This window comes from Roseibium sp. FZY0029 (assembly GCF_036350355.1).
GTDB lineage: Bacteria > Pseudomonadota > Alphaproteobacteria > Rhizobiales > Stappiaceae > Roseibium.
On record NZ_JAZDVZ010000010.1, the window covers coordinates 37,579 to 51,695 of the forward strand.

The following is a 14,117-nucleotide window of genomic DNA, read 5'->3' on the forward strand; positions in this document are numbered from 1 at the left end:
GCGGGGCTGGTGGAGTGACACGAGCGACAGTCAAACATACCCACCGCAGCCCCACACACACGACCTCATCCTGAGGAAGCGCGAAGCGCTGTCTCAAGGGATGGGATGCTTGTTCCGGAGTGTGCCGCCCATCCTTCGAGACGCCGCGTTCCGGCTCCTCAGGATGAGGTTTGGGTTGGTTAGAGCATACGCCCCCCTACCGCCCTGTCTTCTGCCGCCAGGCTTCGTACTTCTGGACGTTCTCTTCCTTGGTCGGCGGATAGAGGCCGATGATCGGCGTTCCGGCCTGAACTTCCTCCAGCACGAAATCCTCAAAACTCTCCATCCCTGTGCATTCGTCCGCAAGTTCGTCGGCCAGATGTGCCGGGATCACCATGACGCCGTCCTTGTCGCCGACCAGCACATCCCCCGGAAACACCGGGGCATCGCCGCAGGAGATCGGCACGTTGATGTCAAGCGCTTCATGCAGGGTAAGATTGGTAGGCGCGGACGGCTTGGCGTAATAGGCGGGCATGTCGAGCGCGCCGATGCCTTCCGCATCCCGGAACCCACCGTCGGAGACGACACCGGCGGCACCGCGCAGGGCCAGCCGCGTGATCAGGATGGAGCCTGCCGTTGCCGCGCGGGCATCCTTGCGGGCATCCATCACCAGCACATGACCCGGGGGGCAGGTTTCCATGGCGACCCGCTGCGGATGGTCCGGATTGCGGAAGACCGTGATCGGATTGCGGTCTTCCCGCGCAGGGATATAGCGCAGCGTGAAGGCCTGACCGACCATGTTTTCATCTTTCGGGGCCACAGGCACGACACCCTGGATGAACTGGTTGCGCAGGCCGCGCTTGTAGAGCGCCGTCGCGATGGAGGCGGTCGAGACTTTTTTCAGCTTCGCGCGGGTGTCGTCGGAAAGAGTGTAGTCGCTCATGGTGTCCTCAGAAGATATCGGGTTCGCCGGCGGTCCGGCCGAAATCGGATTGCAGGAAGTCGAAGTCGCAGCCCTTGTCGGCCTGGGTAACATGCCGCTGGAAGATATAGCCGTATCCGCGTTCGTACCGCGGCACGGGCGCTTGCCAGGCGGCCTTGCGGGCATCCAGTTCCACCTCGTCCACCATCATGTCGAGGCGACGATTGGCGAGATCGAGACGCACAGTGTCGCCCGTCCTCAAAAGCGCCAATGGCCCACCGACATAACTTTCCGGCGCCACATGAAGCACGCAGGCGCCATAGGAGGTGCCGGACATGCGCGCATCGGAGATCCGCAGCATGTCGCGGTGGCCCTGCTTGATCAGCGCTTTGGGGATCGGCAGCATGCCCCATTCGGGAAAACCCGGCCCGCCTTGAGGCCCTGCATTGCGCAACACCAGGACATGATCGGGCGTGACCTCAAGGGTCTCGTCTTCAATGGCCGCCTTCATTTCCGGATAGCTGTCGAAGACCAGCGCCGGTCCTTCGTGATAATGGAACTTCGGGTCGCAGGCCGCCGGTTTGATCACCGCACCGTCCGGGCACAAATTGCCGCGCAGAACGGCAAGCGAGCCTTCCCGGTAGACCGGGTTGGACAGCGGACGGATGACGTCGTCGTTATAGACAACCGCCCCTTCCAGGTTCTCACCCAGTGTCTTGCCGGTGATGGTCAAGGCGGAAAGATCCAGCCGATCCTCGATCTGTTTCATCAGCGCGCGCAGACCGCCTGCATAGAAGAAATCCTCCATCAGGTAGTCCTTGCCGGAGGGCCGCACATTGGCGATCAGCGGCGTCACCCGGCCAAGGGCATCCAGATCATCGAGGGAGAGATCCACGCCGGCCCGGCGCGCCATGGCAATGAGATGGACAACGGCGTTGGTGGAACACCCGGTTGCCATGGCTACGACAGCAGCGTTCCGGCAGGCGGCATCCGTGACGATACGGTTCGGCGTCAGGTCTTCCCAGACCATCTCGACAATGCGCCGGCCGCAGTCCGCACCCATCCGCTGGTGGCCGCTGTCGACAGCCGGGATGGAAGACGCCCCCGGCAAGGTCAGTCCCATCGCATCGGCAATGGCCGTCATCGTCGAGGCCGTACCCATGGTCATGCAGGTACCGGCGGAGCGAGCGATACCGCCCTGGATGCCCAGCCATTCCTCGTCGGAAATATTGCCTGCCCGGCGTTCGTCCCAGTATTTCCAGGCATCGGAACCAGAGCCCAGGATCTTGCCCGCGTAATTGCCGCGCAGCATCGGGCCGGCCGGCAGATAGACCATCGGAACGCCAGCCGAAATCGCCCCCATGACAAGACCGGGTGTGGTCTTGTCGCAGCCTCCCATCAGCACCACACCATCCAGCGGGTGCGAGCGGATCATCTCTTCCGTCTCCATGGCCAGCATGTTGCGATAAAGCATCGAGGTCGGCTTCGTGAAGCTTTCGTCGACCGAGAGCGACGGCATCTCGACGGGAAAACCGCCTGCCTGAAAGACACCGCGCTTCACGTCCTGAACCCGCTCCTTGAAGTGGGCATGGCATGTATTCAGCTCCGACCAGGTGTTAAGCACACCGATCACCGGCCTGTCGCGGAAGTCGTCTTCCGAATAGCCGAGTTGCATCAACCGCGAGCGATGACCGAAGCTGCGTAGATCGTCTGGAGCGAACCAGCGCGCGGAACGTAAGTCTTTTGGGGCTTTGTGCGTCATGATTTTATCCGGTGAAGGCAAAGGTCAGCCAGATGACGATGAGGGTGAAGACGAGACCGGCAACTTCCGGCCAATTGCCGAACCGGTCGTCGCCGCGTTCTTCATCCGCGAAGTCTCCCGGTGCGATGTCCTCGTCCTGGCGGGTAAGATCCTTGTCTGTGATTTTCATCTCACCCTCCTCAATCCAGCAGGTTCGGCAGCCACAGCGCCAGATCTGGGAAAAACAGCACCAGGAACAGACCGACAGCCTGCAGCGCGATGAACGGCAGCACGGCAGCGAAGATTTCCTGAAGCTGGATGTCCTTTGGCGCCACCGACTTCAGGAAGAAGCAGGCAGGCCCAAAGGGCGGCGACAGGTAGTAGATCTGGATGTTCATGGCAAAGAGTACCCCGAACCACACCGGATCGAACCCGAGATCCACGACCACCGGTGCGAAGATCGGCACGGTGATGAAGATGATCGCGATCCATTCCAGGAACGTGCCGAGCACCATCACGATCAGCATCATGACGACGATGACCAGGATCGGCGCGATATCGAGGGAAGTCAGCAGGCCGCGCAGGAATTCGCCGCCGCCGATCCGGTTGTAGATGCCGATCAGCGAGACAGCTCCCAGCACCAGCCAGATGATGGAACCGACTGTCAGCACGGTCTGCCGCATGGCATCGCGAGCCATCTTCCAGGTCAGCTCATTGCGGATGGCGGCAACCACGAGCGCACCGACAGCGCCAACCGCTGCCGCCTCCGTGACGGTTGCAACGCCGGAATAGATCACCCCGAGCACAGCACCGATCAGAAGCCCCGGAAGGACGACGCCCTTCAGAAACTTGACGCGCTGGAACAGCGGCAACCCGGTTTCGGGAATATCGTAGATCGGCGCCAGCGCCGGATTAAGGCGGACCCGGATCAGAATATAGGTGATGAACAGCCCGGCGAGGATCAGCCCCGGCACAGCAGAGGCGGCAAAAAGCTTGGTGATCGACACCTGGGCCGCAAGGCCGTAGACGATCAGCACGACCGAGGGCGGGATCAGCGTTGCCAGGGCACCGGCCGCGCAGATGATGCCGATCGAGAGCTTGCGGTCATAGCCCAGGCGCAACATCTGCGGCAGAGCGATCAGACCCAGCATGACGATCTCGCCGCCCATGATGCCGGACATCGCCGCCAGCACCACCGCAACGACACAGGTCTGCACCGCCACCGAACCGCGGAAGCGCCCACCCAGGATAGCCATACTGTCGAACAGCGACTGCGCGATGCCCGATCGTTCCAGAACGTTGGCCATGAAGACGAAGAAGGGAACGGCTATCAGTTCGTACTTGTGAAGAACCTCGCCGACATTGGCGGCAACGATAAAGAAGCCGGCGCGTTCGCCGAAATAAAGGATCGCAGTTGCCAGTGACACCGTCAGCGTGGTTATGCCAAGCGGCACGCCCAGCGCCATCAGCGCCAGCAGCGCAACGACGATCAGAAGGGTAATGAGTTCAATGCCCACCGGCGATCTCCCCTTCGGTGCGCTGGAACCAGCGAATAATGTTGGCGGCAAGCTGGAGGATGTAGAGAACGCAGCCCACCACAAGCAGTATCTTCAGATAGGTTGGCTGGATCGAGTTGAGGGCAGTACCGGAATGCTCGGTGCGCTTCAGCACCTTCACCATAGGGTCCCACAAGGCCATGGTCAGAACGATTACTGCACCTGCTGCGATCAGCATCTGCAACAGCCGCATGATGCGCCAGACACGCGGGCTGACCAGCGTTTCGATCATGGTGATGGAAATATGCCGCTGTCGCTGAGTGACATAGCCAACGGCCAGCACCCAGGCCGAGGCACAGAGCGTCATGGCAAGTTCCGTCGACCAGACCGTCGGCCTGTCAAAGCCGTACCGCATCACCACCTCGAGGGCCGAGACTGCAATACACGCAAAAAACAGCACGGAGCAGCCATGGCCGATGAACACGCTGACGCTGTCCATGATATCGGCATAGCGCGCGAATAGACGTTTCATCTTCTCTCCCTGAATGCAGACCTTGCGGGGCACGTCAGACGCTCCCCGGCGCTGGGCTTCGAGGCTTTGTCCGGCCCAACACCTCGGCGACAAAACCGGATGCCCTCACCTCATCGACGGAGGGCAAGGGCACGCGGTGTTGCGATCCGTCCTAGTTTTTGAAGAGACCGATCTCGGTCATGTAGGAAATGTTCGCGTCCAGAGCTTCCTTGGCGAGGTCCGACTTCTGTGCGTAGGCTTCCCACTCCTTGCGGGCGATCTCGCGCAACTGGTCGCGATCTTCCTGCGCCCAGTTGATCACTTCGATCTTCTCGCCCTGACTGTCTCTGGCAGCCAGTTCCTTGTCCTTCTTGTCGACCTCAGCCGCCATTGCGAACATGGCGTCATACCACCAGTCACGCAGGGCCTTCTGGTCCTCCGCGCTGAGCGCATCCCACTTTGCCTTGTTGATGGTGAACTGCATCGACGGCATGGAATGGATGCCCGGATAAAGCGGGTATGGCGCAACGTCATGAAGACCCGTCGCGTCGTTGTTGACATAAGCCGAGGCATCGGCGGCATCGACAATGCCCTTTTCCAGCGCGCCATAGACCTCGGAGAAGGGAATGGAAACCGGCGATGCGCCAGCAGCCTGGAAAACGGCTGCGGCAAGCCCTTCCGGAGAGCGGATCTTCTTGCCGGCCAGATCTTCGAACGTGCGGATCGGCACACGGGCCGGCAGCGCCTCACGGGAATAAGGGCCGCAAGCCACAACCTGCACTTCCCCACCGGTGACCGCATCGGCGGCCTTCTGCATCACGGCTTCGCCGCCGCCATCCTTGCAGAAGCCAAGCATCTGCTGCGGCGTATCATAGCCGGAAATGAGATCGCCCATGATTGCGTAAGCCGGCTCGCGGCCCGCGAAGTAGTTCACGGACGTAAAGTCGCCGTCCAGAACACCAGCGGCAACAGCATCGGGTGTTTCCCTCGCCGGAACCACGGACCCGTTCGGCGTCAACTGGATCTCGACGCGGCCGTCGGTCATTTCCTTGATCTTCGGCAGCCAGGTTTCCGTCAGATACTGGGTGGAAAAGTCCCCTGCGTTGAATGAGGTCTGAATGCTGAACGTCTCTGCCTGCGCGATTGTTGCGATGACGGAGACCGAAGCTGCAAGGGCAGCGGCGGTGAATTTCATGGTGTCCTCCACTCGATTGCGCGGGGAACTCCTCCTCCCGCTATCTGATGCATTAATATATTAGTGCATTTCCCGCAAGTGTGTTCTATCTTCCTTTGAGAGGAATCGTGCATTCGAAGAAGAGGATCAGCGATGACGATTGAACTGGATCAGATGCTGAATGACTCGGGCAAGGTGTCAGACACCGGTAGCGGAGAACGGATTCGCCGCATCTCCGTCAGTCAGCAAATCCAGGAATCGCTGCGTGCACGGATCATCTCACTAGAGCTCAAGCCCGGCCTAAGCCTGTCACGGACAGATCTCGCCTCGCACTACGGCGTCAGCCAGACGCCCGTGCGCGACGCCATGATGAAGCTGGAAGAAGAGGGATTGCTGACCATCTATCCGCAATCCAAGACCGAAGTGTCGAAGATCGATGTCGCCCACGCCCGCGAGACCCAGTTCCTGCGCCTTTCGCTGGAACTGGAGGTGACCCGAACCCTGGCAAAACAGGAAGACAAATCGTCGATCGCACCGGCGCGGCAGCTCCTCCGGCTTCAGGAAACAGCCCTTGCCGAAGGCGATCTCAGCCTCTTTGCCACCTTCGACAAACAGTTTCACCTGTCCCTGTTCAAGGCCGTCGGGCTTTCCAGCCTGTCTCAGCTGGTTGCCTCGCGCTCGGGCCATATCGACCGCTTGCGCAACCTCAACCTGCCGGATCCCGGCAAACCGGCCAGCATCCTGCGATACCACGCATTGATCCTAGATGGCATAGAGGCAGGCTACGAAACAGCAACGGAAGCTGCCGTGCGCGAACATCTTTCGGGCACCTTGAAACAGGTCGACCAGATCGTCGCCCGAAATCCTGAATTCTTCTAGGGCGTTACCTCATAAATGAAGATGAAACGGCGCCGACCTTCAGGTGGCCTGACTGGCCATTGCCGACGCCACCAGGGCCTGCGCGGCCTCTCCCGCAGCTTCCGCATATGCCGGATCGCGGTGAACCAGGATCGTTGAAAACGCGCCATCCAGCAGCAAAACGATATGCCTGGCAAGGTCCGGCGCGCTGCCAATACCCGCGGCCTCGAATTCTTCCGTCATCCAGGCCTCGAATTTCTTCTTGTGCCCGGCGCCGACCTTCATCGCCGGGTGCCCGGGCATATTGGCAAGTTCCGCTGCGGTGCGCAGAAAGCCGCACCCCTTCCACTTTGGATGCCTTGCAGAGACCGCAATGTGCCGGAAGATCGCCTGAACCTTGTCTGGAAGCTCACCTTCGGCCTCACCAAACCATTTGCGGAACTGATTGAGGTTCGGCTGATCGCGCGACGCCAGATAGGCTTCAATCAGGTCGTCCTTGCTCTTGAAATGATAGTAGACCGTCTTCTTGGTGATGCCCGCCTTTTCCGCGATCGTATCGAGACTGACGGCGCGAATCCCCTCTGCGTAGAAGAGCTTGTTGGCAGCGGTCAGGATGCGCTCTCTGGCTGTTTCGGCTGGCTTGTTCATCCGCGAAGTATACTCACCAGTGAATATACTTCAATGCACCTCACCGCTAGCGTCCTCCTATCGACATCAAACCAAGGACACAGCCCATGACCGCTCCCGTTCTTCTCGACCGCCACGGCCCGATCGCGCTTCTGACGATCAACCGGCCGGAAAAACTGAATGCACTCGACTACGCAACGAACGACCTCCTTCAGGCTCATCTGGACGAGCTGGAACCGGACGACGGCATCGGTGCTGTTGTCATCACCGGCGCAGGCAGGCGCGCCTTTTCGGCCGGCGGAGACATTCACGAATTTTCACGCAGCATTGCAGACAGCATAGAGGCCGCGGTACGTGACTTCTGCCAGCGGGGGCAGCGCATGACCGCCCGTCTGGAAGATTATCCCAAACCGGTTATTGCCGCGGTCAACGGTCTGGCTTACGGCGGCGGCTGCGAGATTACCGAAGCGGTTCATCTTGCCGTTGCCTGCGAAAGCGCGCTGTTTGCCAAACCGGAAATCAATATCGGCATCCCGCCGACCTTTGGCGGCACACAGCGCCTGCCACGCCTGGCAGGCCGCAAACGGGCCCTAGAGTTGCTTCTGACCGGTGACAGCTTCTCCGCGGCAAGAGCGTTTGACCTTGGCCTGGTCAATCAGGTTGTCGCTGACGGCAGGGAACTGGACGCAGCCTTCGCCCTGGCAGAGCGCATCCTGCGACACTCTCCCCTCGCCGCTTCCAGGATCCTGACCGCTGTCACACGCGGCCTGAATACGACCATCACGGAAGGCCTGCGGATCGAACAGGAACAGTTTGCCCGCATGGCAGCCACGAAGGACGTTCACGAGGGTCTCACCGCCTGGATCGAACGGCGCATGCCGGACTACCAAGGCGCTTGAAGCCGGCGGGACAAAAGCGGCCAGCACGCCTGAGGTGTGCTGACCACGCATATGTCAGAAAAGTTTTACAAAAAAATACTTCATACCTGACAATGCCTTACAAGCACACTTTCGGATCATGCCCGATTTTTCCCGCACCCGCTGTTGTAATGACTCAGCTGTTTGGTAAGGTCTCGCCACCAAATGACTGAAAGGCGCGCGCCGCTTCGACAGCGGATGAAACGGGCACCAGACAGCCCATCTTCCGCATCTGCAGCACCCTTCTGCTGCCTAGCGTGCCTTCCAGAAAAGTCCGGCATTCGACCCTTCGCGCAAGGGGTCGGCTAGAATCCGTCCAGTGCACCCTCGCACCACCTGCCGGGCTGGATACAGACCATTTCCGACGCTCGCTGCCCGACCTCCGGGCGGTGCATGAGCGCGTGCACGCCGCGGCCCGTTCCGTGCGGCATCGCTCGACCTCAAAAAGGAGACGATATCCATGCAGGCTGAACAGCTGGCGACCAATGCCGAGTTGCAACTGGATGAACAGGCTTATGGCCAGGATCCGATTGCAGACCGTGAAACGGATCTCTATCGCGGCGAATACATCATGTCATTCGTGGAAAAGTGGGACGAGTTGATCGACTGGGACGCGCGGGCAGACAGCGAGGGACAGTTCTTCATGGACGTGCTGCGTGCACGCGGCAAGGAAACCGTTCTCGATGTCGCCACCGGCACCGGCTTTCACTCGGTACGGCTGACCCGCGCCGGTTTCAACGTCACGTCGGCCGACGGCTCCGCCGCAATGCTGGCCAAAGCCTTCCAGAACGGCCAGAAACGCGGCATGATCCTGAAGACTGTTCAGGCAGACTGGCGTTGGCTCAACCGGGACATCCAGGGCAAATACGACGCCATCATCTGCCTCGGCAACTCCTTCACGCACCTGCATGACGAACTGGATCGCCGCCGGGCGCTTGCCGAATTCTACGCGGCGCTCAAACACGACGGCATCCTGATCATCGATCAGCGCAATTACGATGCGATGCTCGACCATGGCTATTCAAACAAGCACAAGTATTATTACGCAGGCAAGAAGGTGAAGGCCGAACCGGTGCATATGGACGACGGCCTTGCCCGGTTCAAATACAGCTTTCCCGATGGTGCCGAATACACGCTCAACATGTGCCCCATCCGCAAGAACTACATGCGCCGGCTTCTGTCGGAAGCAGGCTTCGAGCGGGTCCGCACCTATGGCGACTTCCAGGAAACCTTTGCCGAAGACGATCCGGACTTCTTCATCCACATCGCCGAAAAATCCAGCCTGCACCTGGTTCGCTGGGGTGGTGCTCGGCTTGAAGACGGCTCCAAGGACATCCGTGAGGTCGCCGAAAGCTATTACGACAGTGACGACGCCGACACCTTCTACAGCCTTGTCTGGGGTGGTCAGGACCTGCACATCGGCCTCTATGACACAACCAGCAACATTCGTGAGGCTTCCGATCTGACCATCGACGAGATGGCCGGCATGCTGCCCAATCTCGGTGCGGATGCGAAGGTACTCGACATTGGCTCCGGTTACGGCGGCGCGATGCGCAAGCTGGTCAAAGCCAGCGGCTGCAGCGCAGTTTGCCTGAACATCTCCGACGTCCAGAACGACACCAACCGGCACCGCAACATTCAGCAAGGCTTCAAGGACAGGATCCGGGTCCAGCACGGCGTCTTCGAGGATATCCCGGAAGAGCCCGAAAGCTTCGAAATCGTCTGGAGCCAGGATGCAATCCTGCACTCCGACCAGCGTCACAAGGTGCTTCAGGAAGTCTACCGGGTGCTGAAGCCGGGCGGCTATTTCATCTTCACTGACCCGATGCAGGCAGACGACGCAGATCCGAAAGCCCTCCAGCCGGTTTATGACCGTCTGCAGCTCAACAGCCTGGGCTCGATGCGCTTCTACCGTGAGACGGCCGAATCCCTCGGCTTTGAAACCGTTGAACAGCAGGACATGACGCAGCAGTTGCGCAATCACTATTTCCGGGTGCGTGAGGAACTGCTCGCCAACTACGACAAGCTACGCAGCGAAGGTGCTTCTGCGGAATACCTCGACAAGATGTCCATCGGGCTCATGAACTGGGTCAACGCTGCGGACGCCGGGCAACTCGCCTGGGGCATTCAGCTGTTCCGCAAGCCTGCCTAATCCCCTGCCTTTTAGATCTCCTGCCCCGGTGCATTCAAGCACCACGAGGCAGGACTTTCCTTTCCAAAAACGACAAGGAGCGCGCAATGACGCAAAGATCCTGGCTATTCACCAGTGAATCCGTTTCCGAGGGACACCCGGACAAGGTCTGTGACCGGATATCCGACACCATTCTGGACGCTTTCCTGGAACAGGACCCTGACGCACGCGTTGCCTGCGAAACGCTGACCACCACCAATCATGTCACCATAGCGGGCGAAGTTCGCGGGCCCGATCAGGTGATGGACAATGTGGAGAACCTGGTGCGCGAAGCCGTCCGCGATATTGGCTATGAGCAGGAAGGCTTCCATTGGGAAACGCTGGAGGTGATCAACCGCCTGCATCGCCAGTCGGCGGACATCGCCATGGGTGTCGACGAAGGCGACAAGGGCGAGGAAGGTGCCGGCGACCAGGGCATCATGTTCGGTTACGCCTGCAACGAGACCGAAGAACTCATGCCCGCGCCGATCCTGCTGTCACACAAGATCCTGCGCACCATGGCAGATGCCCGCAAATCCGGCCGTGAACCACGCCTTGGCCCGGATTCCAAAAGCCAGGTAACACTCCGCTACGAAAACGGTCATCCGACCGGCATCGATGCTGTAGTCGTCTCCACCCAGCACGGCGAGAACGTCAGCCAGGAAGACGTGCGCGAAGCGGTCTTGCCGTTCATCCTGCACGCCCTGCCCGTCGGCTGGTCCGTTCCCGACAACCGGATCTTCATCAACCCGACAGGCCGTTTCGTGATCGGTGGACCGGATGGTGATGCCGGCCTCACCGGCCGCAAGATCATCGTCGACACTTATGGCGGCGCGGCTCCCCATGGCGGCGGTGCCTTTTCCGGCAAGGATCCAACCAAGGTCGACCGCTCGGCCGCCTATGCATCGCGCTATCTCGCCAAGAATGTCGTAGCCGCCGGACTTGCCGACAAATGCCTGATCCAGCTGGCTTATGCCATCGGCATGCCGGAGCCGGTCGCTGTCTATGTCGACACACAGGGAACCGGCAAGGTTGATGAAGTCGCCCTCGGCAAGACCTTGCGCGAGATGGTGCGCCTGACGCCGCGCGGCATCCGCGAGCGCCTCGGCCTGTCGAAGCCGATCTACGCCCGCACGGCTGCTTACGGCCATTTCGGCCGCGCGCCGGAAAAAGACGGCGGTTTCGGGTGGGAGAAAACCGACCTCGCCGATGAACTCGCCCGGCACTTCGGCGCCCGGGCGGACGCCGCAGAATAAGCAATCAAAACAATACCGGCGCGGCAGCAGTCGCGCCGGGTGTTTTTCTGGTCCTGGTTGACCCTTTTCCTCAGAACCTTTCCACGCTCGGCCGCAGCTCAAGTTCGGATGTCCACGCGCTCTTGTCCTGCCGCGAGATCTCCAGGTAGGCTCGCGCGATTGCATCCGGATGAAGCGTCTTGTCCGGGTCGTCATAAGGCGCGCCACGGTCTGGATTGTAGATCACCCCGTCGATGACGAAATGAACCACGTGGATGTTCTGCGGCGACAACTCCCGGGCAAGCGACTGGCACAAGCCGCGCAAGGCGAACTTGCCCATGGCGAAGGGTGCCGATTGCGGAAAGCCTTTGATGCCGGCTGAAGCCCCGGTGAACAGCATAACCCCCTCACGCTTCGGCACCATCCGCTTTGCCGCCTCATGAGCGACGGCCAGAGCACCGAAGGCGGTCACATCCAGTGCGGCATGAACGTCCTCAAGATTGAGTTCGGCAACCGGCCCGCGCACACGGCCACTGGCGTTGTAGACCACAAGGTCCGGTGTCGCTCCCGCGTTATCGAGGTCCTGAAACAGGCGTGCCACACTGGCTGCATCGGCCGCATCGCAGGCATGAGCCGTTGCCCCCGTTTCCGAACATAGCCCCTCCAGTTTTGCAGGGTTTCTTGCGGCCAGGGTCACCGCGTAGCCTTCTTCCGCGAAAACCCGTGCCAGAGACGCGCTGAGGCCCGCTCCGGCACCGACGATCAGGGCGTTGCCGCTCACGACGCAGCCCCCAGATAGACAGGTTTCAAGCCGCTCACCAGTTGCGCCTGGATCGGTGCGGTCGCTTCGTTAAGGGCGGTGACGCCCATGTCCTGCCCGACTTGCGTGCGGATCGGCCGCGGCCCGTCCATTGCAATCAACTCGAGGATCTTGGTCGCCACATTGCCGGCATCGGTGATGGCATCGCCCTGATCGAACATGCCCTGGAACATGCCCAGCAAGCGGTCGCGTCCCTTCGAATAGTCACCATATTGCCCGACCCGCACGGCATCGCCGGGTGCCGGAGCGGAGCTCACGAGATCGGTGCCATGGCCACTTGGCTCAACCAGCACGGATTCGACGCCGAACGGCTCCAGTTCGTAATGCAGCGACTCGCAGTAAGCCTCCATCGCCCACTTGCTGGCGCAGTAAAGACCGAAGAAGGGCATGCCGAACCGGCCTGCAACCGAACTGAGGCTGATCACGAGACCCGACTTGCGCGCCCGCATTGCCGGCAACACCGCCCGCGTCAGATGCATCACACCATAGACATTGACGTCAAACAGATCCTTTGCCTGCGCCATGGTGAAACCTTCGGTCAGCCCAACCGGCATGACGCCTGCGTTGTTGATCAGAACGTCTATCGGCCGCTCCGCCTCGATCGCCGCAACAGTCTGCTCGACACCTTTTTCGTCGGCCACATCCAGGTTGACCGGAACAAGTTTGCCCGCAAGCCCTTCGGCAAACAGGCTGAGTGCCTTGGCGGCGTCTGCGTTCCTGCCATTCACGTCACGCATGCCGGCATAAACGATATGGCCATCCTGCACGAGTTTCTGGGCGGTCAGAAAGCCGATGCCCCTGCTTGCGCCGGTAATCAGGATTGTCTTTTGGGTAGTCATCATCATTTCCCTTCTTTCTTGAAGATTGTGCGCATGAACAGCGCCAGGGGTTCGTCGCTGCGGCTTGCCTTCATTCTTGTCAGCGCGCCGCTCCACGAATTCATGAGCCAGTCGGCTGCCTGTGCCGGGGAGAGATGAGACAGTCCGATCCGCGACAGGTCCGTTTCCCGCAGGCAGATCTCCAGTTCGCCCGTCAGCGCCTTCCAGTGGCTGTCGAGCTCTGACTGAAAGACCGGTTTCTGGTCGGCCAGCTCCGTCGACAGGTTGCACATCAGGCACCCCTGGGTGTAGCCGCGGTCTTTCATCCCTTCCCGGGCACCGGAGAAAAATGCTTCCAGACGTTCCACCGGCGAGCGTTGGCGGTCCGAAAGGCAGGCCTTTGCAAAAGCGAGCTGATCCCGGTGGTAGTGACGCGCCACTTCGAGACCGAAGTCCTCCTTGGTGTCGAAGTAATGGTAGAAAGACCCCTTGGGCACGCCACTTTCCCGCAAGACGTCATTGATCCCGATCCCGTCGAAACTGTTCTCCCGAATGAGCGTCATGCCGACATCCAGAAGACGGGTTTTCGCTGTCTCATAGGCAGCTTCATTGCGCGTCCTGGCCAACGGATTTCCTTTCGTTTGTCGTTTCGCGGAACCAACCCTCAGGGGTGCCTGTCTAAATTAAAAGTAGACTGGTCTAATAATTTTCACCAGTGAACTGTGCTTCACGGTTGCGTGTGCGCCGTAACCAACCAGGCGACCGTTCGTTCCGGACATAAAAAAGCTCTCCGCGGAACACCGCGGAGAGCTGACGGGTCACCTGTGATTTTGTGCGTTCGGCGCTGTT

Annotated in this window: 14 protein-coding genes; 4 read left to right on the top strand and 10 right to left on the bottom strand. The window is 60.3% G+C overall.

The window, feature by feature from the left end; translation table 11 throughout:
- Nucleotides 1–196 precede the first annotated feature (196 nt).
- The 6 genes from V1T76_RS24280 to dctP all read right to left on the bottom strand — a co-directional run bounded on the left by V1T76_RS24280 (nt 197) and on the right by dctP (nt 5,844).
- Complete coding sequence (locus tag V1T76_RS24280) at nt 197–922, bottom strand: ribonuclease activity regulator RraA (protein WP_330563270.1); 726 nt, start codon at nt 920–922, stop codon at nt 197–199.
- Nucleotides 923–929: 7 nt separating this feature from the next.
- Nucleotides 930–2,663 carry an L-arabinonate dehydratase gene (gene araD / locus V1T76_RS24285; protein ID WP_330563271.1) on the bottom strand — a complete coding sequence of 578 codons (1,734 nt, stop codon included), beginning with the start codon at nt 2,661–2,663 and terminating at the stop codon, nt 930–932.
- Nucleotides 2,664–2,667: 4 nt separating this feature from the next.
- Nucleotides 2,668–2,832, bottom strand: coding sequence for a hypothetical protein (locus V1T76_RS24290; RefSeq protein WP_330563272.1), 165 nt, complete (start codon nt 2,830–2,832; stop codon nt 2,668–2,670).
- A 10-nt stretch (nt 2,833–2,842) separates the two neighbouring features.
- Nucleotides 2,843–4,159 carry a TRAP transporter large permease gene (locus tag V1T76_RS24295; protein WP_330563273.1) on the bottom strand — a complete coding sequence of 439 codons (1,317 nt, stop codon included), beginning with the start codon at nt 4,157–4,159 and terminating at the stop codon, nt 2,843–2,845.
- A complete protein-coding gene (locus V1T76_RS24300) occupies nt 4,149–4,670 on the bottom strand; it encodes a TRAP transporter small permease subunit (protein ID WP_330563274.1) in 522 nt (173 codons plus the stop codon). Before V1T76_RS24300 ends, V1T76_RS24295 begins: the two co-directional genes overlap by 11 nt.
- Nucleotides 4,671–4,821: 151 nt before the next feature.
- On the bottom strand, nt 4,822–5,844 hold the full coding sequence (gene dctP, locus V1T76_RS24305) for a TRAP transporter substrate-binding protein DctP (protein ID WP_330563275.1): 1,023 nt from the start codon (nt 5,842–5,844) through the stop codon (nt 4,822–4,824).
- Between the two features lie 132 nt (nt 5,845–5,976).
- Between dctP and V1T76_RS24310 the strand changes: the two genes are divergently transcribed.
- Nucleotides 5,977–6,702, top strand: coding sequence for a GntR family transcriptional regulator (locus V1T76_RS24310; protein WP_330563276.1), 726 nt, complete (start codon nt 5,977–5,979; stop codon nt 6,700–6,702).
- 39 nt (nt 6,703–6,741) lie between these two features.
- Here the strand turns inward: V1T76_RS24310 and V1T76_RS24315 are convergent, their stop codons facing one another.
- A complete protein-coding gene (locus V1T76_RS24315) occupies nt 6,742–7,329 on the bottom strand; it encodes a TetR/AcrR family transcriptional regulator (RefSeq protein WP_330563277.1) in 588 nt (195 codons plus the stop codon).
- 86 nt (nt 7,330–7,415) lie between these two features.
- Between V1T76_RS24315 and V1T76_RS24320 the strand changes: the two genes are divergently transcribed.
- The 3 genes from V1T76_RS24320 to metK all read left to right on the top strand — a co-directional run bounded on the left by V1T76_RS24320 (nt 7,416) and on the right by metK (nt 11,651).
- Entirely contained in the window at nt 7,416–8,207 is a 792-nt protein-coding gene (locus V1T76_RS24320; protein WP_330563278.1) for a crotonase/enoyl-CoA hydratase family protein, read from the top strand.
- Between the two features lie 478 nt (nt 8,208–8,685).
- Complete coding sequence (locus V1T76_RS24325) at nt 8,686–10,377, top strand: glycine/sarcosine N-methyltransferase (protein ID WP_330563279.1); 1,692 nt, start codon at nt 8,686–8,688, stop codon at nt 10,375–10,377.
- A gap of 86 nt (nt 10,378–10,463) precedes the next feature.
- The gene (gene metK / locus V1T76_RS24330; protein WP_330563280.1) at nt 10,464–11,651 is read left to right on the top strand and encodes a methionine adenosyltransferase; all 1,188 of its coding nucleotides are present in this window, start codon (nt 10,464–10,466) and stop codon (nt 11,649–11,651) included.
- A 70-nt stretch (nt 11,652–11,721) separates the two neighbouring features.
- Here the strand turns inward: metK and V1T76_RS24335 are convergent, their stop codons facing one another.
- Genes V1T76_RS24335 through V1T76_RS24345 form a run of 3 tightly spaced genes read right to left on the bottom strand, consistent with a single transcriptional unit; the run spans nt 11,722 to nt 13,894 of the window.
- On the bottom strand, nt 11,722–12,411 hold the full coding sequence (locus V1T76_RS24335) for an SDR family NAD(P)-dependent oxidoreductase (RefSeq protein ID WP_330563281.1): 690 nt from the start codon (nt 12,409–12,411) through the stop codon (nt 11,722–11,724).
- A complete protein-coding gene (locus V1T76_RS24340) occupies nt 12,408–13,295 on the bottom strand; it encodes an SDR family oxidoreductase (protein ID WP_330563282.1) in 888 nt (295 codons plus the stop codon). Before V1T76_RS24340 ends, V1T76_RS24335 begins: the two co-directional genes overlap by 4 nt.
- Nucleotides 13,292–13,894 carry a TetR/AcrR family transcriptional regulator gene (locus V1T76_RS24345; RefSeq protein ID WP_330563283.1) on the bottom strand — a complete coding sequence of 201 codons (603 nt, stop codon included), beginning with the start codon at nt 13,892–13,894 and terminating at the stop codon, nt 13,292–13,294. The genes V1T76_RS24340 and V1T76_RS24345 overlap by 4 nt, the downstream gene beginning before the upstream one ends.
- Between the last annotated feature and the right edge of the window lie 223 nt (nt 13,895–14,117).

Bases quoted from the DNA above. Each gene is read 5' to 3' on its own strand.
- V1T76_RS24280 (WP_330563270.1), bottom strand. From the start codon at position 922: ATGAGCGACTACACTCTTTCCGACGACACCCGCGCGAAGCTGAAAAAA.
- araD (WP_330563271.1), bottom strand. From the start codon at position 2,663: ATGACGCACAAAGCCCCAAAAGACTTACGTTCCGCGCGCTGGTTCGCT.
- V1T76_RS24290 (WP_330563272.1), bottom strand. From the start codon at position 2,832: ATGAAAATCACAGACAAGGATCTTACCCGCCAGGACGAGGACATCGCA.
- V1T76_RS24300 (WP_330563274.1), bottom strand. From the start codon at position 4,670: ATGAAACGTCTATTCGCGCGCTATGCCGATATCATGGACAGCGTCAGC.
- dctP (WP_330563275.1), bottom strand. From the start codon at position 5,844: ATGAAATTCACCGCCGCTGCCCTTGCAGCTTCGGTCTCCGTCATCGCA.
- V1T76_RS24310 (WP_330563276.1), top strand. From the start codon at position 5,977: ATGACGATTGAACTGGATCAGATGCTGAATGACTCGGGCAAGGTGTCA.
- V1T76_RS24315 (WP_330563277.1), bottom strand. From the start codon at position 7,329: ATGAACAAGCCAGCCGAAACAGCCAGAGAGCGCATCCTGACCGCTGCC.
- V1T76_RS24320 (WP_330563278.1), top strand. From the start codon at position 7,416: ATGACCGCTCCCGTTCTTCTCGACCGCCACGGCCCGATCGCGCTTCTG.
- V1T76_RS24325 (WP_330563279.1), top strand. From the start codon at position 8,686: ATGCAGGCTGAACAGCTGGCGACCAATGCCGAGTTGCAACTGGATGAA.
- metK (WP_330563280.1), top strand. From the start codon at position 10,464: ATGACGCAAAGATCCTGGCTATTCACCAGTGAATCCGTTTCCGAGGGA.
- V1T76_RS24340 (WP_330563282.1), bottom strand. From the start codon at position 13,295: ATGATGATGACTACCCAAAAGACAATCCTGATTACCGGCGCAAGCAGG.